The organism is Streptomyces sp. NPDC001781 (assembly GCF_053596035.1).
Genome location: NZ_JBSFFI010000002.1, coordinates 140834 through 164235 on the forward strand (window position 1 = coordinate 140834; position 23402 = coordinate 164235).

Genomic DNA, 23402 nt, shown 5'->3' on the forward strand with positions numbered 1-23402 from the left:
CGATACGGCAAGGCCGGGAACTGACCGTCGCCGGGGGTGGGGAAGCTCACCCTGGACGGTGAACGTACTCGCCGGTACCTTCGGTTGAGCAAGCGCTTAGACATGCCCTGTGTCATGCCGAGGTACGTGGAGGTGGCGGCGTGCGCCGTACGGTGTTCAACGAGGATCACGAGGCGTTCCGGGAGACTCTCCGGGACTTCATCGAGTCCGAGGTCGTGCCGGTCTACGACGAGTGGTTCGCCGCCGGTCAGGCTCCGCGCGACTTCTACCACAAGCTCGGTGAGCTGGGCATCTTCGGGATCAACGTCCCCGAGGAGTTCGGCGGCGCGGGCCTGGAGAGCCACAAGTTCGAGGCGGTGCTGTACGAGGAGACCTCCCGCGCGGGCGTCCAGTTCGGCGGCTCCGGCGTGCACGTGCTGCTCGCCCTGCCCTACATCAAGATGCTGGCCACGGACGAGCAGAAGAAGCGCTTCCTGCCGAAGTTCGTCACCGGCGAGGAGATGTGGGCCATCGCGATGACCGAGCCCGGCACCGGCTCGGACCTCGCGGGCATGAAGACCACCGCCAAGCTCTCCGAGGACGGCACGCACTACGTCCTCAACGGCGCCAAGACCTTCATCACCGGCGGTGTGCACGCCGACAAGGTCATCGTCTGCGCCCGTACCTCCGCCCCGAAGGAGGACGACCGCCGGTTCGGCATCTCCCTCTTCGCCGTGGACACGAAGTCCGAGGGCTACTCCGTCGGCCGCAAGCTCGACAAGCTCGGTCTGAGGACCTCCGACACCGCCGAACTCGCCTTCGTGGACGTCAAGGTCCCCGTCGAGGACCTGCTCGGCGAGGAGAACAAGGGCTTCTACTACCTCGGCCACAACCTGGCCTCCGAGCGCTGGGGCATCGCCTTCGGCGCCTACGCCCAGGCCAAGGCCGCCGTCCGGTTCGCCAAGAACTACGTGCAGGACCGCACGGTCTTCGGCAAGCCGGTCGCCCACTTCCAGAACACCAAGTTCGAGCTGGCCGCCTGCCAGGCCGAGGTGGACGCCGCCGAGGCCGTCGCCGACCGCGCCACCGAGGCGCTGGACGCCGGCGAGCTCACCCCGGCCGAGGCCGCCTCCGCCAAGCTGTTCTGCACCGAGGTCGCCCACCGCGTGATCGACCGCTGCCTCCAGCTCCACGGCGGTTACGGCTACATGAACGAGTACCCGATCGCCCGCCTGTACGCGGATAACCGCGTCAACCGCATCTACGGCGGCACCAGCGAGATCATGAAGTCGATCATCGCCAAGGACATGGGCCTGTAAGGCCCCGCAATGACTGGCCGGTACAACTACACGCCATGAGCCAGGCACTTCAGGACCTCCTCGATCTGCTCGACCTCGAGCGGATCGAGGAGGACATCTACCGCGGGCGGTCCCGCTCCGCCGTCATCCCCCGTGTCTTCGGCGGCCAGGTCGCCGCCCAGGCGCTGGTCGCGGCGGGGCGCACGGTGCCCGCCGACCGCGCCGCCCACTCGCTGCACGCGTACTTCCTGCGCACCGGCGACCCCGGCGCGCCGATCGTCTACAGCGTCGACCGCATCCGCGACGGCCGCTCCTTCACCACCCGCCGCGTGGTCGCCGTCCAGCACGGCAAGCCGATCTTCCACCTCTCCGCCTCCTTCCAGAGTCACGAGGACGGCCTCGACCACCAGGCCGCCATGCCCGACGCGCCCGACCCGGCCACCCTGCCGACGTCCCAGGAGCGCCTGCGTGGCTACGCCCACCTCGACCCCGAGGTGGTCGAGCGATTCCTGGAGGCGCGCGAGGCCATCGACCTGCGGTACGTGGACGAGCCGCCGTACGGGGAGTTCGGCGTCCCGCGTGAGCCGCACAGCCAGGTCTGGTTCCGCGCCAACGGCAAGCTGGACGACGACCCCCTGCTGCACGTCGTCCTCGCCACCTACGTCTCCGACATGACCCTGCTGGACTCGGTGCTCCTCGCCCACGGGCGCGGCGGCTGGGCCGTCGGGGACGTGGTCGGGGCCTCCCTGGACCACGCGATGTGGTTCCACCGCCCCTTCCGCGCCGACGAGTGGCTGCTCTACGACCAGGAATCCCCGTCCGCGCACGGCGGCCGGGGTCTGGGCCAGGCCCGCATCCACACGCGGGACGGGAAACTCGCGATCTCGGTGGTCCAGGAGGGCGTGGTCCGCGTACCGCGCTGACGGGTCAACTTCCTTCACCAACAGGTGAGTCGGCCTGCCCCGGCGTCCTCGGTCGCGAGGACGCCGGCGCCGTGTGCGCGGCGTCCGGAAGAACCCGTCACTCAGTAGACCGCTCAACAGGACGCGCGACGCATCCGGGACTACGCTTTAAGAGTGAAAGCCGCAGCACACGGCTTGCCCGGCGACGAGGTCCGGCTTCCCGGACCTCAGCCGCAGCACCCGAAGGCGCTCATCGCGTAAGGGTGGTCTGTAAGGCGTCGGCGGAGTACGACCGTGCCGCTCAGCACACTGCGGTGACACCTGAAGACCGTGCCGCAATCTTCCTCTTCGCGGTGACGGCCATCCACCTCGCACCCAGATCGGGGTCGCGAGAGACGATGGAGATGGAAGGTAATTTCTCATGCGATCAACGCGCGCGAGGCGTCTTGTCGCCCTGTCCGCCACCGGCCTTCTGCTGGCCGGCGGAGCAGCGGTGGGCGCCGCGGGCACCGCTTCGGCGACCCCGAACGGCCACCACGGCTCCTACAGCTCCTACGACAGGGACTACCGGGACGGTCACCACAACAGGTTCAACAACGACCGCGGCTGGTGGAACGACGACGACTGGGGTTGGGGTCGTCACCACAACTGGAACAACTGGAACAACTGGAACAACTGGGGTGACAACGGCAACTACTGGGGTGGCTACGGCCACGGCGGCTACGGCCACGGCGGCTACGGCCACGGCGGTTACGGCGGCTACGGCCATGGCGGCTACGGCGGCTACGGCCACGGCGGCTACGGCGGCGGCTACGGCGGTCACGGCGGTGGCTACGGTGGCGGCGGTCACGGTCGCTGACGAAAACACCGCGATCTGAGCGAGACGTGCGGCCCTCGAGGGGGTCGCACTCCCGCGTCGGGGGGGATCAGGCGAGTCCGGCCTGGTCGAGCAGATACGCCGTCATCGGGTCGTAGTGGCGGGGGCTGGCCACGTGGTCGTCCAAGGGGATCGCGACCTGGAGGGTGCCCTCTGCCTCGGCGAGGAACAGCGCCGGGTCGTTGCAGTCGGCGTACCCGGCCGCGTCGACGCCGTGCTGCGCCGCGTATCCGGCCCAGCCGTGGTCGGCCACGACGAGGTCCGGCAGCTCGCGGCCCTCACGCTCCAGACCGGTGAGGATGGCGCGCATAGGCTCCCCGGAATGGGTGTGCCAGAGCGTCGCGCCGTGTTCCAGCACGGCCACGTCCGCGAACTGCATGACATAGCCCTCGTCGGTCTGCAGCCGCTCCGGGATGACGACGATCTCGCAGCCGGCGGCGCGCAGCGCGGCGGCGGTGGCCCGGTGCACGTCCAGCAGGCCGCCCGGATGCCCGGTGGCGAACAGCACCCGCTGGCCGTCCTCGGCCGCCTTGCGCAGCCGTAGCGCGAGACGCTCCAGCGCGGCGACGGTCAGCTCCGGGTCGATGGTGTCCTGCCCGTACCGGTGCTCGGCGTCGTCGTTCACTCCGGCCCGCTCGGCCATCACCGCGAGCACGTCCTGCTCGTCGGTCCAGCGGTCACCCAGCTCCAGGCCGAGCCAGAAATGCCGGTCGCCGTTGGCCAGCCTGCGGTAGTGGGAGAGGTTGTTCTCGCGGGGCGTGGCCACGTCCCCCGCGATCCGCGTTCTCACCAGATGGTCGACGAGCTGAGCGCGGCTGGGCGTCCCGGATATCGGCATGCCCCCCATTGTGGGGCAGCGAACGATCCGCCGTCTCCGGGACGCCCCTCCAGGTCGCTTTCGTGTGGATCATGCCGGACCTCGCGAGCCCGGCATGATCCGAACGAGAGGCCCTGACGGGGACTCCGGGTGGATCAGTGGTCGCGCAGGGCGAACCACAGCTCCATGCGTACGTCCGGATCGTCCAGGTCCGTGTCGAGGAGGGCCGCGCAGCGGCCGATGCGCTGGCGCACGGTGTTGCGGTGCACGTCGAGCGCGACCGCCGTACGGTCCCAACTGCCGTGCAGGGAAAGCCAGGTGCGCAGGGTCTCGGTGAGGGCCGGGCCCGCGGTGAGCGGGGCGAGAAGGGTCCGCGCGTGCTCTTCCGCGTCCGCGCGCGGCACCAGTTCCGCCAGCCCCGGCCGGGCGCCGTACCGGACCAGCGGGACACGGGTGGCGCGGGCGCGGGCCAGCGCGCGGGCGGCCTGGGCGTCGGCGGACGGCCAGCCGTCCGGCTCTGCGGGCGCGCCGACACCGAGGGTCCAGCCGGGCTGCGCGGCCGGCTCCCGCCCGGCGGGCACCAGGACGCGTACGACGTCACGGCCCAGGTCGATCAGCGGTGAGCCCAGCGCCGCACCGAGGGCGGCCGCGCCCACCGGATCGGGGGCGCCGTTCTCCGGGCGGCCGTGCACGACGAGCCACCGCCCGCCGTTCCCCAGCAGCCCGGCCACCTCCGCGGGGGCCGCGCCCAGCAGCAGCCGGACCAGCGCCGAGGAACGGGCCGCGCCCTGCCCGCTCTGGTGGTCACCGGTCAGCAGGGAGAGCAGAACGGCGGCGACGGAGGCGATGGTGTGGTCCGCCGGCTCGCGCCGCCCGGTGGCCACACCGAGCACGAACCCGCTGCTCCCGCCCAGGGCGTAGGCGGCGAGCTGGCTGTTCCCGAGGGCGTCGGTGGCGGAGGCGGGCGCCTCCCGGGCGGTGTCCGCGGGGCCGGTGTCCGGACGTACCACCGCCGTCAGCTTCCGCAGTGCCTCCCGCGTGCCCGGTACCGGGGCGCGGCCCGCGCTCGCGATCACCGTGCCGTCGGGGGAGGACAGGAGGACGTGGGCGGAGAGGTGCCGGGCGAGCCGGCGCAGGACCGAAGGGACCGGGTCGGGGCGGGAGGCGGCGGCCGCGAGGCTCTGCTGGGCCTCGGTGACCCGGCGCAGCTCGGCGAGCCGGGCCTGCGCCATGAGCTGCCACACCGCGCGGGCCACCCCGGAGAACGTGGTCCGGGGCGGCACCTCCAGCAGCGGAAGCCCCTGCGCCTCGCATGCGGCGACCAGCGCGCGCGGGACCGTGTCGTGCACCGGGGCCAGCCCGAAGCCGAGGGCCGCGCCGCCCGCCGCGACGATCCGGGCCACGTAGTCCTCGAAATACTCCCCCGAGCTCTCGACCTCGCTCGAGCAGGGGGCGCCCGCTTCGGCCCCCGCCGCCTCCGGCACGTGCACCCCGGCCGTCAGCAGCAGCTCGCCGCCCAGCAGATAGGGGTAGGGATCGGCCATCTCCGAGGTGTGCGCCCAGTGGATCACGGTGTCCTGGGCCGGGGGGCCGGCGATCTGGCGCAGCCCCAGGTCCTCGCGGGCCAGCAGCGCGGTCAGCGGCACGGGCGGGGTCGGCGGGACGGCCGGGGCGGTCGGCTCCGACATGGTGTGCACATCCTCCTGTCCACCCCGTTCATATGGATGAAACGTACACTTCGCAGTCGCTTTCCGGCCACCTATCGTCTAGCGGAACGGCAGCCTCGGGTACGGGCGGATGTCCCCGCGGACCGCTGCCGTCGGCACACCCACGCCAGAGCACGACACGCCACCGGACAAGCGCGCGAAGGAGGGCCCAGCCCATGGCCGTCGACTACACAGTGATCGTCGTCTATCTCGCCGGGATGCTCGCCATGGGCTGGTGGGGCATGCGCCGCGCCAAGTCCAAGAGCGAGTTCCTGGTGGCCGGCCGCAGACTGGGCCCGGCCATGTACTCCGGAACCATGGCCGCCATCGTGCTCGGCGGCGCGTCCACCATCGGCGGGGTCGGCCTCGGCTACAAGTACGGCCTCTCCGGTGCCTGGATGGTCTTCACCATCGGCCTCGGCCTGCTCGCCCTGTCGGTGTTCTTCTCCGCCCGCATCGCCCGGCTGAAGGTCTACACCGTCTCCGAGATGCTGGACCTGCGCTACGGCGGCCGGGCCGGGGTCATCTCCGGCGTGGTCATGTGGGCGTACACCCTGATGCTGGCGGTCACCTCGACCATCGCCTACGCCACCATCTTCGACGTGCTGTTCGACATGAACCGCACGCTGGCGATCGTCCTCGGCGGCTCGATCGTCGTCGCGTACTCCACCCTCGGCGGCATGTGGTCGATCACGCTCACCGACATGGTGCAGTTCGTGGTGAAGACCATCGGCGTCCTGCTCCTGCTGCTGCCCATCGCCGTGGTCAAGGCGGGCGGTTTCTCCGGGATGAGGGCCAAGCTGCCGACCTCCTACTTCGACCCGCTGGGCATCGGCGGCGAGACGATCTTCACCTACGTCCTGATCTACACCTTCGGCATGCTGATCGGCCAGGACATCTGGCAGCGCGTGTTCACCGCCCGCGACGACCGCACCGCCAAGTGGGGCGGCACCGCGTCCGGCACGTACTGCCTGGTCTACGCGGTGGCCGGCTCGGTGATCGGCACCGCCGCCAAGGTGCTCTACCCCAAGCTCGCGAGCCCGGACGACGCCTTCGCCACCATCGTCAAGGACGAACTCCCCGTCGGCGTCCGGGGCCTCGTCCTGGCCGCCGCCCTCGCCGCCGTGATGTCCACCTCCTCCGGTGCCCTGATCGCCTGCGCGACCGTCGCCAACAACGACATCTGGTCCCGGCTGCGCGGCATCGTCCGCCCCGGTGGCGAGGAGCGCGACGAGGTCAGGGGCAACCGCGCCTTCATCCTGATCATGGGCCTGGCGGTGATCGGCACCGCCATCGCGCTGAACAACGTGGTCGAGGCACTGACCGTCGCCTACAACCTGCTCGTCGGCGGGCTGCTGGTACCGATCCTCGGCGGACTGCTGTGGAAGCGCGGCACCGTGCAGGGCGCCCTCGCCTCCGTGATCGTCGGCGGCCTCGCGGTGATCGGCCTCATGGCGGCCTACGGCATCCTCGCCAACGAGCCCGTGTACTACGGCCTGCTCGCCTCCCTCGCCGCCTACCTGGTGGTCTCCCTGGCCACCAGGCCCACCGACGAACGCGTCCTCGCCGCCTGGCGCGACCGCCTCGCCGGCAAGTCCCCCGAACTCCCGTCCGAACCGGTCCCGGCTCACCAGTAGAGTCGTACGGAAAGCAGTACATGCGCGACGAAGCGCAAGGAAGAAGGCATTTCAGAATGAGCAGCTCCGAGACGCCCCGCGGGCCCGTCGACTCCTCCCGCGTCCCGCGCTACGCGGGTCCCGCGACCTTCGCCCGGCTGCCCCGGCTGGACGAGGTCGGCCGTGCGGACGTCGCCGTGGTCGGCGTGCCGTTCGACTCCGGTGTCTCGTACCGGCCGGGCGCCCGCTTCGGCGGCAACGCCATCCGCGAGGCGTCCCGGCTGCTGCGCCCGTACAACCCCGCGCAGGACGCCTCGCCCTTCGCCCTCGCGCAGGTCGCGGACGGCGGCGACATCGCGGTGAACCCGTTCAACATCAACGAGGCCGTCGACACCATCGAGGCCGCCGCCGACGACCTGCTCGGCACCGGCGCCCGCCTGATGACCCTGGGCGGCGACCACACCATCGCGCTGCCGCTGCTGCGCTCGGTCGCCAGGAAGCACGGCCCGGTGGCGCTGCTGCACTTCGACGCGCACCTCGACACCTGGGACACCTACTTCGGCGCCGAGTACACCCACGGCACCCCGTTCCGCCGCGCGGTGGAGGAGGGCATCCTCGACACCGAGGCGCTGTCCCACGTGGGTACGCGCGGCCCGCTGTACGGCAAGCAGGACCTCACCGACGACGAGAAGATGGGCTTCGGCATCGTCACCTCGGCCGACGTCTACCGCCGGGGCGCGGACGAGGTCGCCGACCAGCTCCGCCAGCGCTTCGGGGACCGCCCGCTGTACATCTCCATCGACATCGACTGCCTCGACCCGGCGCACGCCCCCGGCACCGGCACCCCGGAGGCGGGCGGCATGACCTCCCGCGAGCTGCTGGAGATCCTGCGCGGGCTCGCGTCCTGCAACCTGGTCTCGGCCGACGTGGTCGAGGTCGCCCCGGCGTACGACCACGCCGAGATCACCTCGGTCGCGGCCTCGCACACCGCGTACGAGCTCACCACCATCATGTCCCGGCAGATCGCGGAGGCACGCTCCAAGTGACGCACGACCACGACCTGGAACTCCGCCCCACCGAGGCGCAGACAGAGGCGGCCCTGAATCCCCCGCCGGGGCGCAACGGCGGCGACCTGGTCGTGGAGACCCTGGCCGGGCTGGGCGCGACGACCGTCTTCGGCCTGCCCGGCCAGCACGCACTCGGCATGTTCGACGCGCTGCGCCGCTCCTCGCTGCGCTACGTCGGCCTGCGGGTGGAGAACAACGCGGGGTTCGCGGCGGACGCGTACGGCCGCATCACCGGGGAGGCGGCGCCGCTGCTGCTCTCCACCGGGCCGGGCGCGCTGACCTCGCTGGCGGCGCTCCAGGAGGCGGCGTCGGCCTCCGCGCCGGTCCTGGCGATCAGCAGCCAGATCCCGACGGCCGGGCTCGGCGGCGGCCGGCACGGCTATCTGCACGAACTCCCGGACCAGTCGGCGTCGTTCCGGGGCGTGGTGAAGTCGGTGCACACGGTCCGCTCGCAGTCGCAGATCCCCTCGGCCGTCGCGGAGGCCTGGCGGTCCGCGCTGACCGCTCCGCACGGGCCGGTGTGGGTGGAGATCCCGCAGGACGTGCTGCTGGCCAAGACCTCGCTGCCGGTGGTGACGGCCCCGGACGCGACCCCGGAGGAACTCCTCCCGCGCGTCGAACTCACGGCGGTGGCGGCGGACCTGCTGTCGCGTGCGCGCCGCCCCGCGATCATCGCGGGCGGGGGAGTCGTACGGTCCGACGCCTCGGGCAAGCTGCTCCGGCTCGCGGAGAGGCTGGCCGCGCCCGTGGTGACCACCTTCGGCGGCAAGGGCGCCTTCCCCTGGGAGCACCCGCTGTCCCTCCAGTCGTGGCTGGAGGACCGGCACATGACCGACCTGCTGGAGGACGCGGACGTCCTGCTGGTGGTCGGTTCGGGGCTCGGTGAACTCTCCTCGAACTACCACACGTTCAAGCCCCGCGGCCGGGTGATCCAGATCGAGGCGGACCTCGGCAAGCTGGAGTCCAACCACCCGGCGCTGGGCATCCACGCCGACGCCCGCCTCGCGCTGCAGGCGCTGCTGGAGACGGTGTCCGAGCGGAGCGACGCCACGGCCCCGGAGCGGGTGCGGGACGTGCTCGCCCGGATCGCCGACCGCATCGCCGGGCAGGAACTCACGCTGGAGCAGGACGTGCTGGCGTCCGTGCGCCGCGCGCTCCCGGCCGGCTCGCCGTCCTTCTGGGACATGACGATCCTCGCCTACTGGGCCTGGTCCGCCTTCGACCCGCGCGGCGCCAACACCATGCACTCCGCCCAGGGCGCGGGCGGCCTCGGCTACGGCTTCCCCGCCGCCCTCGGCGCGGCCGCCGCCGACCCGACCCGACCGGTCCTCGCCGTCTCCGGCGACGGGGGCGCGCTGTACTCCATCGCGGAGCTGGCGACGGCCCGGCAGTACGACCTGCCCGTGACGTGGCTCATCGTCGACGACGGCGGCTACGGCATCCTCCGCGAGTACATGACGGACGCCTTCGGCGAGCCGACCGCGACCGAGCTGACGCGGCCGGACTACGTCGCGCTCGCGGAGTCCTTCGGAGTGCCGGGTGTGCGGACCTCCCCGGAGACGCTGGAGGCGGACCTCGCCAAGGCCCTAGCCGCGCCAGGCCCTTCGGTGGTCGTCCTCCCGGCGGTGCTGCGGATGTTCGCGCCCACGCACCTGGGCTGACCGGCCGCGCCGGACACCGGGCGGTGGTGAACCCCCCTCCGCGGGCGGGTTCACCACCGTCGTGCCCTCACCAGATCGCGTCGACCCACTCCGGGTGGTCGATGAACGGGTTGCGGTTGTGCTGGTAGGTGTCGTAGATGACCTGGTTGCGCTTCTCCTCGAAGGCGCTCGGCGGGTCCTCGTCGTTCCACTGCTTGAGGACGGACAGCTTGCCCATGAACGGGTCGCTGCCGTTGTTGACCTTCTCGTCGGGCTCCAGGTCGGCGAAGCCGTCGCCGCCGTCGTACCGGACCGCCATGTACAGGATCATCCGGGCCACGTCGCCCTTGTCCGCGTCGCGCGGCTCGAAGGAGTCGGAGTCGGTGAGGCTGCCGCCCCCGCCGCTGACCGCGCTGCCGCCGTTGTCGAAGTCCTTGTTGCCGCGGATGCTGTTGACCTGGACGTCCGCGGGGCGCAGGTGGTGCAGGTCGGTGCCGGGACCGGTCACCTCGCCGAAGTCGCCGTGCGACTTGGCCCAGGTGTGCTCGCGGTTCCAGTCGCCGGTGCTGCCGCCGTTGAGGGACTTTGCGCGTGAGACGCCGCTGTAGAGCAGGATCACGTTGTTGCTGTTGTTCGGGTCCTGGTCGGTGACCTTCAGCGCGTCCCAGACCGCCGAGTACGAGATCTTGCTCTGGCTGCTGATGATGGTGTGCAGCGAGGACTTGAGGCTCGCGCCCGTCTTGCCGACGGCGTTCTTGTAGTACGTGGTGTCGTACGAGGTCGTCGTCGCGCTTGCCGGGGTGGCGGCCGCCGTGGGGAGGGCGAGGCCGACGAGTAGCGCCGAAGCGACCAGTGCCGGAGTCTTCCAACGGTGTGTGTGCGTCACGGGCATGGGGGGACCGATCTACGCGGGTTGATTGAGCGGACAACCGCAGCGTGACATGGACACGCATAGATGGCGGTGAAGAGGAGGTGGCTGTTGTGTGTCGAGATCCGGCAAGTCGGTTGTCGTGAAGGCTGCTTGGGGCCCCTGGGGCCGCCGGCCGGCCCGGCGCCCCGCGAGTACGCCCAGGAGCACCAGCACCGCGTTCACCGCGATCGCCGTCTTCAGGCCCGTCAGGACGGCTGGGGCGGTCGCGCTCGGCATCGCGGCGGTGGCGGTTGCGCTCATGATCGGGGTGCCCATGGTGATGCCGATCTGCTGGGTCATCGTGGTGAGGCCGGTGGCGAGGCCCTGTTCGTGGTCGGCCAGGCCGGAGGTGGCGGTGACCATGAAGCCGACGATGACGAGCATGTTGCCGACGTCGCCGGTGAAGGTGGCGGCGAGCAGGAGTGCCAGCGAGCCGTGCCCCTCGCCGAGGCCCAGCAGCGCGGCCGTGGACACCGCCTGGACGAGGCCGCCGGCGATCAGCGTCCGCCTGTTGCCCAGCCGGGCGATGACCCGGGGCGCCACCGAGCCGCCGACGACCGTACCCGCGCCCAGCACGCCGAAGGCCAGCCCGGCCGCAAGCGGGGAGAAGTCGAGCACCTCCTGGAGGTACAGGGTCAGCGGGAAGACCAGCGAGGTCTCGGTGAGGAACGCGAGCAGCCCGACGGCGTTCCCCCAGGCCACGGTCGGCTTCCGCAGCACCGCGAGCGGTATCAGCGGGGCGGCCGCGCGGCGACCGCCGGGGCGAGGAACAGTACGGCGAGGGCTAAGGGGAGCGCCTGACGGAGGACGAGACGGCCCACCTGCGCGCACTGACCCGCCCGTTCCGCCGTACGACCCCGTGCCGCCCGGAACACGCGAGCGCGTCGGTGAGGCAGTTGGCGGCCGCGATGCCGGGCGCCGACCAGCGCCTCACCGATCTCGTGAGCCAACTGACCATCCCTTCCCATGAGTTCTTGTCCCGCTGGAAGCGCCACCCGGTCCGCACGTGCACCTCGGGCGTGAAGCAGCTGCACCACCCGACCGCGGGCCCTTTGGACCTGGCCTTCGAGACGCTGACGCTTCCGGCTCCCTCGGGTCAGCGGCTGATTGCATACATGCCGGAAGCGGGGTCGGCCTCGGTACGGGCTCCGCATCTCCTGACGCGGACCGGCCCGGTCATGCCCCGGTGCGCGCAGCGGTGAGGACCGTGCCCCGTTCGAGCACGCTGACCGCCGCTCCCGACAGGTGCACCTTCGCGCTGTGCGGCGGGTCCACGAAATCGACGTCCTTCTGGTAGCGGAGAATCCGGACCAGGGTCAGAGGTCCCATGAACTCCTGTACCTCCTGAAACTTCTGGCCGACACGCACGATGTCGCCCACACAGCGCACCACGCACACCGCCGTGTCGAGGGTCTTCTCCTCGACCGACCAGACCTGGAGTCCGGCCGCGTCGATGCCATTTGTCATGCGTCCTGCTCTCCTCGGGGCCTCAAGGCAGTTCGGGAACCAGGTCCAGCCACGCGGACAGCTCCGAGCGGGCCGGGTCATCCGGGTCGAGGGCGTCCATGATGCTCCGTAGCGGTGTGAGCAGGTTCTTCGCATGCCGGAGGCGGAGCATCCGGGCCGGGGGAAGCTCCCGCCAGGCCGCCGCTGCGGCGGATACGTCCCCGCGTGACATTCCTATGCCTCGGAACACCGTCCTCTCCGTCGACGCACCAACCCAACGACCCTAGTGGGGACGGCGGTTTGCAATCGAAGAGAACGCCAAGAGGCGGCAGAGATCGCGTCATGATCACGTCGGGGGGAGCTCCCCCCCACGCCTCCACGAACACCTGTGCAACCCTCCCCCCTCCCCAAGAGTCAACCCGTGCATGACGCACCGGATATCACCCCGCGCCCGCAAGGGTGCGCTCGCCGCCGTTCTGGGCGGAGCACTGCTCGTGCCCGTCGCCGGGGCCGCCCCCGCATCCGCCGCCGCCGCGGTCACCTGCACCTCCGCCAAGGCCGGGCTCGCGGCCAAGCTCAGCAAGGACATCGGGGCCGCGGTCGACAAACGCAAGGGGAGCGTGGCGGTCGGGGTCTACGAGGCGGGCACGAAGACGTCGTGCACGCTGCGGGCGACCAGCGCGTACGACTCCGCCAGCACCGTCAAGGTCACCGTGCTGGCCACCCTGTTGTGGGACGCGAAGAAGCACAACCGGTACCTGACCGGCACCGAGACCTCGCTCGCCACGGCGATGATCACGAAGTCGGACAACACCGCGACCAGCAAGCTGTGGAAGCAGCTCGGCGCCGCGAAGGTCAAGAGCTTCCTCACGGCCGCCGGGATGACGAGGACGACGCCGGGTGCGAACGGCTACTGGGGCCTCACCCAGATCAACGTCACCGACGAGCAGAAGCTGCTGAAGCTCGTCACCGCCAAGAACTCCGTGCTGAGCGACAACTCCCGCGCCTACATTCTGAAGTTGATGGGCCAGGTCGTATCGTCCCAGCGCTGGGGCACCCCGGCCGGCGCCCCCTCCACCGTCGCCGTGCACGTCAAGAACGGCTGGCTGCAGCGCTCCACGCACGGCTGGCGCGTCCACAGCCTCGGCACCTTCGACGGCGGCGGCCACGACTACACCATCACCGTGCTGACCCAGGACAACAGCACGATGGACTACGGCGTCACCACCATCCAGAACATCGCCAGGGTCATACACAAGGACCTGGTCCCCACCACCGCCGCGACCTCCCGCTACGTCCCCACCAGCACCCCCCGCGAGGCGTTCGTCGCGACCCCGCCGCAGGGCTGATCCCTCACCGGGCGCTCACCCGCCGGTCACCGCGCACGCCCTACGGTGACCGGCATGCGCACCCGGACCCTGTTCGCGGCCCTCGCCGCCGCTGTCCGGCGGGGACCAGTCCCCGCAGGCGCACCGCCGTGCCGCCGCGTCCGGGCGGGCCGCGTCCGGCGCGCTGACGTGGCCCTTCTCCGGACTTGCCTTCCGCGCGGACGCCGTACGACGCGACGCGTTCCCGCACGGGTCCAAACGCCCCCGCCCGCCGGGCGGCGCGACCCTGCCCGGAATACCCCCTCGCACCCCCGTGTTTGTGCCTCACGGAAGATCAGGCAGAACGACGGAGGACACCCGCGTGGGACCGCAACAAGGATGGGCACGACGACTGGCGGCATACGCCTGGCGCCATCCGAAGGACGTCGTCCTGGCGCTAGGCGCCTCCCTGGGCGGGATGGCCGTCATGGCCTTCGTCCCGCTGATCACCAAGGTGATCATCGACGACGTGATCGGCGACCACACCCGCGACATGGCCCCCTGGGCCGGCGCCCTGATCGGCGCCGCGGTGCTGATCTACGTCCTCACCTACGTCCGCCGCTTCTACGGCGGACGGCTAGCCTTGGACGTCCAATACGACCTGCGCACCGGGATGTACGACACGATCACCCGGCTCGACGGCCGCCGCCAGGACGAGCTGTCCACCGGGCAGGTCGTCGGCCGCGCCACCAGCGACCTCCAGCTCATCCAGGGCCTGCTGTTCATGCTCCCGATGACCATCGGGAACGTCCTGCTCTTCCTGATCTCGCTCGGCATCATGGCCTGGCTGTCGCTGCCGCTGACCCTGGTCGCGCTGGCCGTCGCCCCCGCCCTCGGCTGGATCGCCCGCCGCAGCCGGACCCGGCTGCACCCCGCCACCTGGTACGCCCAGGCCCAGGCCGCCGCCGTCGCGGGCGTGGTCGACGGCGCGGTGAGCGGCGTCCGCGTGGTGAAGGGGTTCGGGCAGGAGGAGCAGGAGACCGGGAAGCTGCGCGAGGTCGGCCGCAGGCTGTTCGCGGGGCGGCTGCGCACCATCCGGCTGAACAGCAAGTACACCCCCGCCCTCCAGGCCGTTCCCGCGCTCGGCCAGGTCGCGATGCTGGCCCTCGGCGGCTGGCTGGCGGTGCGCGGGCACATCACGCTGGGCACCTTCGTCGCCTTCTCCACCTACCTCGCCCAGCTCGTCGGCCCGGTCCGGATGCTCGCCGTCGTCCTCACCATCGGCCAGCAGGCCCGCGCCGGCACCGAGCGCGTCCTGGAGCTGATCGACACCGAGCCGTCGCTGAGGGACGGCACCAAGCCCCTGCCCGCCGACGCCCCCGCCTCCGTCGAGTTCGACGGCGTCTCCTTCGGCTACGACCCCGAGCGGCCCGTGCTCGACGGGCTCAGCCTGGAGATCCGCCCCGGCGAGATCCTGGCCGTGGTCGGCTCCTCCGGCTCCGGCAAGTCCACCCTCTCCCTGCTGCTGCCGCGCTTCTACGACGTCACCCACGGTGCCGTCCTGGTCGGCGGCCACGACGTGCGCGAGCTGACGCTCGACTCGCTGCGCGCCGCGATCGGCCTGGTCCCGGAGGACTCCTTCCTGTTCTCCGCCACCGTCCGCGAGAACATCGCCTACGGCCGTCCCGACGCCACCGAGGACGAGATCGAGGCCGCCGCGCGCGCCGCCCAGGCCGACCGGTTCGTCCGTGAGCTGCCCGAGGGGTACGACACCAAGGTCGGCGAGCACGGCCTGACCCTCTCCGGCGGCCAGCGCCAGCGCCTCGCGCTCGCCCGCGCCCTGCTCACCGACCCCCGCCTGCTGGTACTGGACGACGCCACCTCGGCGGTGGACGTGCGGGTCGAGCACGAGATCCACGAGGCGCTCGCCCAGGTCATGGCGGGCCGCACCACCCTGCTCATCGCCCACCGCCGCTCCACCCTCAGCCTCGCCGACCGCATCGCCGTGCTCGACGGCGGTCGGCTGGTGGACCTCGGCACCGACGAGGAGCTCCAGGAGCGCTGTCCGCTCTACCGCAGGCTCCTCACCGACCCCGACGAACTGGGCGCCCCCTCGCCGGGCCACGCCCGCCCGGCCGGGCCGGCCGAGGACACCTCCGTCCGCGAGGAGCTGGACGCCGAGTTCGACGCCGAGCGCGGGGTCACCCCCCGGCTGTGGACCGGCGACCGCACACCGAGGGAGCAGACCCTCTCCGGCACCCCGGCCACCCCCGAGCTGCTCGCCCAGGTCGAGGCGCTGCCCCCGGCCACCGACACCCCGGACGTGGACGAGGCCCGCGCGGTGCGCGCCGAGGACTCCTACGGGCTGCGCCGCCTGCTGCACGGCTTCGGGCGCCCGCTCCTGGTCAGCCTGGCGCTGGTCGCCGTCGACGCGGGCTCCGGCCTGCTGCTGCCCGTGCTGATCCGGCACGGCATCGACGAGGGCGTGACCCGTACCGCCCTCGGCGCGGTCTGGGCGGCCTCCCTGCTCGGCCTGCTCACCGTGCTGGTGCAGTGGACCGCGCAGTACGGCGAGACCCGGATGACCGGCCGCACCGGCGAGCGGGTGCTGTACGCGCTGCGGCTGAAGATCTTCACCCAGCTCCAGCGGCTCGGCCTGGACTACTACGAGCGCGAGCTGACCGGCCGGATCATGACCCGGATGACCACCGACGTGGACGCGCTGTCCACGTTCCTGCAGACGGGCCTGGTCACCGCGTTCGTCTCGGTCGTCACCTTCTTCGGGATCATGGGCGCCCTGCTGGTTCTGGACGTCCAGCTCGCTCTGGTCGTGTTCGCCACGCTGCCCCCGCTGATCCTCGCCACCTTCTTCTTCCGCCGGGCGAGTGTGAAGGCGTACGAGCTGGCGCGGGAGCGGGTGTCGGTGGTGAACGCCGACCTCCAGGAGTCGGTGGCGGGCCTCAGGATCGTGCAGGCGTTCCGCCGCGAGCGGGACGGCGGGCGCCGGTTCGCCGAGCGCAGCGACTCCTACCGGCAGGCCCGTGTCCGGGGCCAGTTCCTGATCTCGGTCTACTTCCCCTTCGTCCAGCTCCTGTCCTCGGTCGCGGCCGCCGCCGTGCTGATCTCGGGTGCCGGGCGGGTGGAGGCGGCGACGCTGACCACGGGCGCGCTGGTCGCCTACCTGCTCTACATCGACCTGTTCTTCGCCCCGGTGCAGCAGCTGTCCCAGGTCTTCGACGGCTACCAGCAGGCCACCGTGTCGCTGGGCCGTATCCAGGAGCTGCTGCGCGAACCGGCCTCCACCGGGGCCGCCGACGCCCCGCTGGAGGTGCTCTCGCTGCGCGGTGACATCGCCTTCGAGGACGTGTCCTTCGCCTACGGCGACGAGGAGGAGGCGCTCACCGGGATCGACCTCGCCATCCCGGCCGGGCAGACCGTGGCGTTCGTCGGAGAGACCGGCGCGGGCAAGTCGACGCTGGTCAAGCTGGTGGCCCGGTTCTACGACCCGACCTCGGGCCGGGTCACCGCCGACGGCACCGACCTGCGCGCGCTCGACCTCACCTCCTACCGGCACCGGCTCGGGGTGGTGCCGCAGGAGGCGTACCTGTTCCCCGGCACGGTCCGGGACGCCATCGCCTACGGCCGGCCCGACGCCACCGACTCCGAGGTGGAGGCGGCCGCGCGGGCGGTCGGCGCGCACGAGATGATCGCCACCCTCGACGGCGGCTATCTGCACGAGGTCGCCGAGCGCGGCCGCAACCTCTCGGCCGGGCAGCGCCAGCTCATCGCGCTGGCCCGCGCCGAGCTGGTCGACCCCGACGTGCTGCTGCTGGACGAGGCGACGGCCGCGCTCGACCTGGCCACCGAGGCCCAGGTCAACCACGCCACCGACCGGCTCGCGGGCCGCCGCACCACCCTGGTGGTCGCCCACCGGCTGACCACGGCCGCCCGCGCCGACCGGGTCGTGGTGATGGAGCACGGGCGGATCGTGGAGGACGGCCGGCACACCGAACTCCTCGCCCGCGACGGCCGGTACGCCGACATGTGGCGTACCTTCATCGGGCAGTCGGAGCCGGAGGAACCGGTCGGCGTCACCTCCTGAGGAGTGCGCGCGCCGGGGTCCGCGCAACCATCCGGCACATCCGAAGCGTCCGTACATCAGTACGTAGATCGCAGAAGTGTGCCCTGAGGCGGGGGAGGACGAGCAGTGGACGGTGGGGCGATACGGCGGTGGGCGGCACTCGGCGCGGCCGCGCTGTCCCTGTCCGGGGTGTTCGCCCTCGCGGCGCCCGGCACCGCCGAGGCGGCGGCCGGCGGGCGGTGCGCGGGACGCGAGGTGCGCACGCTGCCGTTCGCGGCCGGCACCGTCCACCTCTACCGGGTCAACGGCTTCGTGTGCGCGACCACCGTCGCCAGGAAACCCGGTTCCGGTGTCCTCCTGGTCAGTGTGCAGGCGCGCGGCAACCGGCCGGTGACCGACCGGGGCCGCTACCGGTACCACGCCGGACCGGTGACCGTGCACGCCGGGCACCGGTGCGTCAAGGTGCGCGGAGCGGCCGGCCGGAGCACCGTCAGCTCCGGCTGGATTCTGTGCTGATCGCGCGAGGCAGCCAATCCCCTCTGGTGTGATGGCAGTTGCTCGGATAGCTTCCGGCGGACATCTGTCTCACAGGGGAGAGTGCGCATGCGCAAGGCGCTGAGATGGCTGCTGGCGCTCACGGTGCTCATCGGCACACTGGGCACGGCGGGCACAGCGGGGGCGGCCACCGCCGCACCGCCGGCACCCACGGACATCAAGGACCGGCTGCTGGCGATACCCGGCATCAGCCTGGTGGAGGAGAAGCCGTACACCGGCTACCGCTACTTCGTCCTGAACTTCACCCAGCCGGTCGACCACCGGCACCCGGACCGGGGCACCTTCCAGCAGCGGATCACCGTGCTGCACAAGGACGTGAGCCGTCCGACGGTCTTCTACACCAGCGGCTACAACGTCTCCACCACGCCGTCCCGCCGTGAGCCCACCCAGATCGTGGACGGCAACCAGGTCTCGCTGGAGTACCGCTTCTTCACCCCGTCCCGCCCGGCCCCCGCCGACTGGTCCAAGCTGGACATCTGGCAGGCGGCGAGCGACCAGCACGCCGTCTACGAGGCGCTGAAGCCGCTGTACTCCGCCAACTGGCTGGCCACCGGCGGCTCCAAGGGCGGCATGACGGCCACCTACTACGAGCGCTTCTACCCCCGCGACATGGACGGCGTGGTCGCCTACGTCGCCCCCAACGACGTGGTGAACGACGAGGACTCGGCCTACGACCGCTTCTTCGAGCGCGTCGGCACCAAGGAGTGCCGCGACAGGCTGAACGCCGTCCAGCGCGAGGCCCTGGTCCGCCGCAAGCCCCTGGAGCAGCGGTACGCCGAGTACGCCGCCGACAACGGCTACACCTTCACCACCGTGGGCTCGCTGGACAAGGCGTACGAGGCCGTCGTCCTGGACTACGTCTGGGGCTTCTGGCAGTACAGCGGCCTCGCCGACTGCGACTCCGTCCCGGCCGGCGCGGCCACCGCGACCGACGACGCGATCTGGGACTCGGTCGAAACCATCTCCGGCTTCTCCGCCTACACCGACCAGGGTCTTGAGCAGTACACGCCGTACTACTACCAGGCGGGTACCCAGCTCGGCGCGCCCACCATCCACTTCCCGCACATCGAGCGGAAGCTGATCCGCTACGGCTACCAGCCGCCGCGCAACTTCGTGCCCCGCTCCATCCCGATGCGCTTCCAGTACGGCGCCATGCGGGACGTGGACAACTGGGTCCGGCACCACGCCCGGCACATGCTCTTCGTGTACGGGCAGAACGACCCGTGGGGCTCGGAGCGGTTCCGCCCCGGCGCGGGCGCCCGTGACGCGTACGTGTACACCGCGCCCGGCATGAACCACGGCGCGAACGTCGCCGGGCTGGTCGCCGACGAGCGGGGCTTCGCCACCGCCCGCATCCTCAAGTGGGCCGGGGTGGCGTCCCCGGCTGTCCAGGCCGACCCGTCGGCGGCGAAGCCGCTGGCCCGGTTCGACGCCAGGCTGGACGTGCGGGACGTGGAGCGCGAGCCCGCGCTGCGCCCGTAACGCGTGCGGGGGAGGGGGCGCCGGAAACCCGTCCGGCGCCCCTTCCGCCGTTTCCGTCGCGGTGGGTGACGCCCCGTGAGTTCCCTTGACGGAAAGAAACTTCCCGGATATTGGTGACTTCCGAAAGTTTCCTTCAGCGGTTCTCTCCTTCGGAAGGGGCGCACGTGCACCACACCAGCACGGGAAGCACGGGAAGCACCGCGGGACCCTCCAGACGGTCCCTGTTCGCGAGCGCGGCCGGCTTCGGCGCCGCGCTCGCCGTCCCCGCCGCCTCCGGCACGGCCCACGCCGCCGTACCCGACGACGCGGCGCTGCGCGGGACCATCGCCCGGATGACGCTGGAGGAGAAGGTCGGCCAGCTCTTCGTCTCCCGGATCTACGGCCACTCCGCCACCGCCCCCGACCAGGCGGACATCGACGCCAACCTGTCGGAACTCGGGGTCCGCACCGCCGACGAGCTGATCGAGCGGTACCGGGTCGGCGGCATCATCTACTTCACCTGGGCCCACAACACCCGTGACCCGCACCAGATCGCGGACCTCTCCAACGGCATCCAGCGCTCCTCCCTGGCCCGGCCGCGCGGACTGCCCATGCTCATCGCCACCGACCAGGAGCACGGCGCCGTCTGCCGGATCGGCAAACCCGCCACCCTGCTCCCCGGCGCCATGGCGCTCGCCGCCGGCCGCTCCCGCACCGACGCCCGCACCGCCGGCCGCATCTCCGGCACCGAGCTGCGCGCGATGGGCGTCAACCAGGACTACGCGCCCGACGCCGACGTCAACGTCAACCCGGCCAACCCGGTCATCGGCGTACGGTCCTTCGGCGCCGACCCCGCCCTCGTCGGCGCCCTGGTCGCGGCCGAGGTGCGGGGCTACCAGGCGGCCGGGGTCGCGGCCACCGCCAAGCACTTCCCGGGCCACGGCGACACCGCCGTCGACAGCCACACCGGCTTCCCCGTCATCACGCACAGCCGGGAGCAGTGGGAGACGCTGGACGCGGTGCCGTTCCGGGCCGCCGTCGCCGCGGGCATCGACTCCGTGATGACCGCGCACATCCAGTTTCCCGCGCTCGACCCCTCCGGCGACCCCGCGACCCTCTCCCATCCCGTCGTCACCGGCATCCTGCGCGGCGAACTCGGTTACGACGGCGTCGTCATCACCGACTCCCTCGGCATGGAGGGCGTCCGCACCAAGTACGGCGACGACCGGGTCCCGGTGCTCGCGCTGAAGGCGGGCGTGGACCAGCTCCTCAACCCGCCGTCCATGGACGTGGCCTACCACGCGGTGCTGGCCGCCGTCCGGGACGGCGAGCTGACCGAGGCCCGCGTGGAGGAATCGGTTCTCCGCATCCTGCGCATGAAGGCGAAGCTCGGCCTGTTCCGGAGCACCCGCGTCACCCGCGCCGGCGTCGACCGGACCGTGGGCGACAAGCAGCACCTCGCCGCCGCGGACCGCATCGCCGAGCGCACCACCACCCTGCTCGCCAACGAGGGCCGGCTGCTCCCGCTGGACCGGCGCAGGCAGCCGAAGGTCCTGGTCGTCGGCGCCGACCCGGCCTCCCCGTCCGGCACCACCGGCCCGCCCACCGGTGTACTGGCCGCAGCGCTGAACGGACTCGGCTTCAGCGCGACGGCGTTGTCCACGGGCACCGCGCCCACCGCGGACGCCATCACCAGGGCGGTCACCGCCGCGAGGGACGCCGACGCGGTGATCGTGGCCACCTACAACGTCACGGCGGGCAGCTCCCAGCGCACCCTGGCCCAACGCCTGCTGGACACCGGCCGCCCCGTCATCGCCCTGGCGATCCGCAACCCGTACGACGTCGCCCAGCTGACCGAGGTCAGGGCGCACCTGGCCGCCTACTGCTGGACCGACGTCGAACTCCGGGCCGCCGCACGGGTGATCGCGGGCCGGGTGAAGCCGCGCGGCAAGCTCCCGGTGCCGGTCGCACGGGCGGACGACCCGGCGAAGGAGCTGTATCCCCTCGGGTACGGACTGAGCTACTGAGGGATGTCCCGCGGCCCCCGGCGGACGGTCCGGCGACAGCTGCGGCGCCGCGCCGCGTCGCCGATCCGCCGGGGATCACGGGCAGGCCGCTGGGAGCCCGCGAAAAAACTTCCCACGGGCGTGCAACCCTTCGCCGCCACCCGGTGTCGTACTACGCGTCAGGGCTTCGGGGGGGATTCCGTGGGGGGATCGCGAAGCTTTGGCGCGCAGGGGGAAAGCCGAGGGGGTGGCCCCGGTCGACGAGACCGGGGCCACCCCCTCGAAACTCTCTCAGGCGTCCGGTCCCGCCGGTCCCGGCCAGGACGCCGGCCCTCGGACCCGTGCGATCAGAAGAACACCCCGCAGCGCAGCAGCACGTTGGCGTAGGGGCGGGCCTCACCCGTACGTACCACCAGCCGTGCTCGCGCGGACATCCGCTTGAGCTCCTCGTGCGGGACCAGGGCCAGTCCGGGCAGCCGGGCGTCCAGCAGCGCACTCGCTTCGGGGTTGGCCGCCCGTACCTCCTCGGCCGCCGTGGCTCCCTCGACGGCCAATTCGTCCAGCAGGCCTTCCAGGACCTGGGCGAAGGTGGGGACGCCCGCACGGAAGGCGAGGTCCACCACCCGGGGCCCGTCCGGTATCGGCATGCCCGCGTCGCACACCAGGACCCCGTCGCCGTGGCCCAGTGCCGCCACGGCACCGGCCAGATGCCGGTTGAGAATGCCTGCCTTCTTCACCGTCCCCCGCCCTTCGTGCTGTCCGGCGTCCCGAGCGCGTCGACTTCGGCCGCCGTCGGGTACGACTCCTGCGCGCCCCGCCTGGTCACGGCCGCCGCGCCGACCCGGGCCGCGTAGGCGGCGGCTTCGGCCAGCCCCGCGCCCGACCCCAGTTTCCAGGCCAGCGCCGCGGTGAACGCGTCCCCGGCACCGGTGGTGTCCACCGCGTCCACCTTCACCGACGGCACCCGCCGCGCCCCGGACGCGTCGCACACCAGCGCGCCCTCGGCGCCCAGCGTCACGACCACCGAACGTGGCCCCGCGTCCAGCAGCAGCCGCGCCCAGTCCTCCGGTTCCTCGCCGGTGAGGGCGTCGCCGAGCAGCACCCGCGCCTCGTGCTCGTTGACGATCAGCGGGTCGCAGACCGCGAGCACCTCCGCCGGCAGCGGCTGCGGAGGCGACGGATTCAGCACGAACCGGTTCCCGTCCCCCAGTGTCCGGACGACCTCCGCCACCGTCTCCACGGGGATCTCCAGTTGCGCCGACACCACCCGGGAGCCGCGCACGAGACGCTCCGCGTCCCGCACGTCACCGGCGTCGAGCCGGGAGTTGGCGCCGGGCGACACCACGATGCTGTTGTCCCCGGAGGGGTCGACGGTGATCAGCGCGACGCCGGTCGGCGCCCCGCCCGCCGCCACGCTCGCGGTGTCCACACCGGCCGAGCGCAGCGAGTCCAGCAGCAGCCGGCCGTGGCCGTCGTCGCCGACCCGCGCCAGCAGAGCCGTGCGGGCGCCGAGCCGGGCGGCGGCGACCGCCTGGTTGGCGCCCTTGCCTCCCGGGTGCACGGCCAGGTCGCCGCCCAGCACCGTCTCGCCTGCGGCGGGCCGCCGCTCGACACCGATCACCAGGTCCGCGTTGGCCGAACCCACGACCAGGAGGTCGTAGTCGTACATGAGTTGTCTCCCTGAGAGATGGACCGGGGCGGCAGCCGCACCTGCCGGACACGGCCGCCCGCCCC

At 71.9% G+C, this 23402-nt stretch carries 18 protein-coding genes and 1 pseudogene; 12 read left to right on the forward strand and 7 right to left on the reverse strand.

The window, feature by feature from the left end:
* Window positions 1-140: 140 nt before the first annotated feature.
* The 3 genes from ACWCV3_RS02405 (at window position 141) to ACWCV3_RS02415 (ending at window position 3038) form a co-directional block, all read left to right on the forward strand.
* Window positions 141-1298, forward strand: coding sequence for an acyl-CoA dehydrogenase family protein (locus ACWCV3_RS02405; RefSeq protein WP_451217165.1), 1158 nt, complete (start codon window positions 141-143; stop codon window positions 1296-1298).
* Window positions 1299-1333: 35 nt separating this feature from the next.
* Window positions 1334-2200, forward strand: coding sequence for an acyl-CoA thioesterase II (gene tesB / locus ACWCV3_RS02410; RefSeq protein WP_451217168.1), 867 nt, complete (start codon window positions 1334-1336; stop codon window positions 2198-2200).
* Window positions 2201-2600: 400 nt separating this feature from the next.
* Window positions 2601-3038, forward strand: a complete 438-nt coding sequence (locus tag ACWCV3_RS02415) for a hypothetical protein (protein ID WP_451217171.1) — start codon at window positions 2601-2603, stop codon at window positions 3036-3038.
* Between the two features lie 67 nt (window positions 3039-3105).
* Here the strand turns inward: ACWCV3_RS02415 and ACWCV3_RS02420 are convergent, their stop codons facing one another.
* Both ACWCV3_RS02420 and ACWCV3_RS02425 read right to left on the reverse strand, forming a co-directional pair.
* Window positions 3106-3894, reverse strand: a complete 789-nt coding sequence (locus ACWCV3_RS02420) for a phosphatase (protein ID WP_451217174.1) — start codon at window positions 3892-3894, stop codon at window positions 3106-3108.
* 134 nt (window positions 3895-4028) lie between these two features.
* Complete coding sequence (locus ACWCV3_RS02425) at window positions 4029-5561, reverse strand: helix-turn-helix domain-containing protein (RefSeq protein ID WP_451217177.1); 1533 nt, start codon at window positions 5559-5561, stop codon at window positions 4029-4031.
* A 194-nt stretch (window positions 5562-5755) separates the two neighbouring features.
* Between ACWCV3_RS02425 and ACWCV3_RS02430 the strand changes: the two genes are divergently transcribed.
* From ACWCV3_RS02430 to ACWCV3_RS02440, 3 genes are read left to right on the forward strand one after another with little or no spacing between them, the layout of a single operon-like run.
* Window positions 5756-7216: a sodium:solute symporter gene (locus tag ACWCV3_RS02430; protein WP_451217180.1), complete on the forward strand. Its 1461-nt coding sequence runs from the start codon at window positions 5756-5758 to the stop codon at window positions 7214-7216.
* 56 nt (window positions 7217-7272) lie between these two features.
* Window positions 7273-8241, forward strand: coding sequence for an agmatinase (speB, locus tag ACWCV3_RS02435; protein ID WP_451217182.1), 969 nt, complete (start codon window positions 7273-7275; stop codon window positions 8239-8241).
* Complete coding sequence (locus tag ACWCV3_RS02440) at window positions 8238-9923, forward strand: thiamine pyrophosphate-binding protein (RefSeq protein ID WP_451217185.1); 1686 nt, start codon at window positions 8238-8240, stop codon at window positions 9921-9923. The genes speB and ACWCV3_RS02440 overlap by 4 nt, the downstream gene beginning before the upstream one ends.
* A 67-nt stretch (window positions 9924-9990) precedes the next feature.
* On the opposite strand, the gene ACWCV3_RS02445 is transcribed toward ACWCV3_RS02440, so the two are convergent.
* On the reverse strand, window positions 9991-10794 hold the full coding sequence (locus ACWCV3_RS02445; RefSeq protein WP_451217189.1) for an endonuclease I family protein: 804 nt from the start codon (window positions 10792-10794) through the stop codon (window positions 9991-9993).
* 168 nt (window positions 10795-10962) lie between these two features.
* A pseudogene (locus ACWCV3_RS02450) lies at window positions 10963-11670 on the reverse strand (MFS transporter); the annotation flags it as partial.
* A 29-nt stretch (window positions 11671-11699) separates the two neighbouring features.
* Between ACWCV3_RS02450 and ACWCV3_RS02455 the strand changes: the two are divergent.
* Window positions 11700-12014: an MmyB family transcriptional regulator gene (locus tag ACWCV3_RS02455; RefSeq protein WP_451217192.1), complete on the forward strand. Its 315-nt coding sequence runs from the start codon at window positions 11700-11702 to the stop codon at window positions 12012-12014.
* On the opposite strand, the gene ACWCV3_RS02460 is transcribed toward ACWCV3_RS02455, so the two are convergent.
* Window positions 11989-12279, reverse strand: coding sequence for a hypothetical protein (locus ACWCV3_RS02460; RefSeq protein WP_451217195.1), 291 nt, complete (start codon window positions 12277-12279; stop codon window positions 11989-11991). The two genes, ACWCV3_RS02455 and ACWCV3_RS02460, sit on opposite strands and share 26 nt — an antisense overlap.
* A gap of 404 nt (window positions 12280-12683) precedes the next feature.
* Here ACWCV3_RS02460 and ACWCV3_RS02465 point away from each other — a divergent pair, with 404 nt between their 5' ends.
* The 5 genes from ACWCV3_RS02465 to ACWCV3_RS02485 all read left to right on the forward strand — a co-directional run bounded on the left by ACWCV3_RS02465 (window position 12684) and on the right by ACWCV3_RS02485 (window position 21689).
* On the forward strand, window positions 12684-13607 hold the full coding sequence (locus ACWCV3_RS02465) for a serine hydrolase (RefSeq protein ID WP_451217198.1): 924 nt from the start codon (window positions 12684-12686) through the stop codon (window positions 13605-13607).
* 340 nt (window positions 13608-13947) lie between these two features.
* Window positions 13948-17667, forward strand: a complete 3720-nt coding sequence (locus ACWCV3_RS02470) for an ABC transporter ATP-binding protein (protein WP_451217201.1) — start codon at window positions 13948-13950, stop codon at window positions 17665-17667.
* Between the two features lie 105 nt (window positions 17668-17772).
* The gene (locus tag ACWCV3_RS02475; RefSeq protein WP_451217203.1) at window positions 17773-18162 is read left to right on the forward strand and encodes a hypothetical protein; all 390 of its coding nucleotides are present in this window, start codon (window positions 17773-17775) and stop codon (window positions 18160-18162) included.
* Between the two features lie 87 nt (window positions 18163-18249).
* Window positions 18250-19683 carry a S28 family serine protease gene (locus ACWCV3_RS02480; protein ID WP_451217206.1) on the forward strand — a complete coding sequence of 478 codons (1434 nt, stop codon included), beginning with the start codon at window positions 18250-18252 and terminating at the stop codon, window positions 19681-19683.
* A gap of 164 nt (window positions 19684-19847) precedes the next feature.
* Window positions 19848-21689: a glycoside hydrolase family 3 protein gene (locus ACWCV3_RS02485; RefSeq protein WP_451217209.1), complete on the forward strand. Its 1842-nt coding sequence runs from the start codon at window positions 19848-19850 to the stop codon at window positions 21687-21689.
* Between the two features lie 326 nt (window positions 21690-22015).
* On the opposite strand, the gene rbsD is transcribed toward ACWCV3_RS02485, so the two are convergent.
* Window positions 22016-22405 carry a D-ribose pyranase gene (rbsD, locus tag ACWCV3_RS02490; protein WP_451217212.1) on the reverse strand — a complete coding sequence of 130 codons (390 nt, stop codon included), beginning with the start codon at window positions 22403-22405 and terminating at the stop codon, window positions 22016-22018.
* A complete protein-coding gene (locus tag ACWCV3_RS02495) occupies window positions 22402-23337 on the reverse strand; it encodes a ribokinase (RefSeq protein WP_451217215.1) in 936 nt (311 codons plus the stop codon). The genes rbsD and ACWCV3_RS02495 overlap by 4 nt, the downstream gene beginning before the upstream one ends.
* Between the last annotated feature and the right edge of the window lie 65 nt (window positions 23338-23402).

Excerpts from the sequence above, each read along its gene's own strand:
- tesB (WP_451217168.1), top strand. The coding sequence starts at position 1,334 with ATGAGCCAGGCACTTCAGGACCTCCTCGATCTGCTCGACCTCGAGCGG.
- ACWCV3_RS02415 (WP_451217171.1), top strand. The coding sequence starts at position 2,601 with ATGCGATCAACGCGCGCGAGGCGTCTTGTCGCCCTGTCCGCCACCGGC.
- ACWCV3_RS02420 (WP_451217174.1), bottom strand. The coding sequence starts at position 3,894 with ATGCCGATATCCGGGACGCCCAGCCGCGCTCAGCTCGTCGACCATCTG.
- ACWCV3_RS02425 (WP_451217177.1), bottom strand. The coding sequence starts at position 5,561 with ATGTCGGAGCCGACCGCCCCGGCCGTCCCGCCGACCCCGCCCGTGCCG.
- ACWCV3_RS02430 (WP_451217180.1), top strand. The coding sequence starts at position 5,756 with ATGGCCGTCGACTACACAGTGATCGTCGTCTATCTCGCCGGGATGCTC.
- speB (WP_451217182.1), top strand. The coding sequence starts at position 7,273 with ATGAGCAGCTCCGAGACGCCCCGCGGGCCCGTCGACTCCTCCCGCGTC.
- ACWCV3_RS02445 (WP_451217189.1), bottom strand. The coding sequence starts at position 10,794 with ATGCCCGTGACGCACACACACCGTTGGAAGACTCCGGCACTGGTCGCT.
- ACWCV3_RS02460 (WP_451217195.1), bottom strand. The coding sequence starts at position 12,279 with ATGACAAATGGCATCGACGCGGCCGGACTCCAGGTCTGGTCGGTCGAG.
- ACWCV3_RS02465 (WP_451217198.1), top strand. The coding sequence starts at position 12,684 with ATGACGCACCGGATATCACCCCGCGCCCGCAAGGGTGCGCTCGCCGCC.
- ACWCV3_RS02480 (WP_451217206.1), top strand. The coding sequence starts at position 18,250 with ATGCGCAAGGCGCTGAGATGGCTGCTGGCGCTCACGGTGCTCATCGGC.
- ACWCV3_RS02495 (WP_451217215.1), bottom strand. The coding sequence starts at position 23,337 with ATGTACGACTACGACCTCCTGGTCGTGGGTTCGGCCAACGCGGACCTG.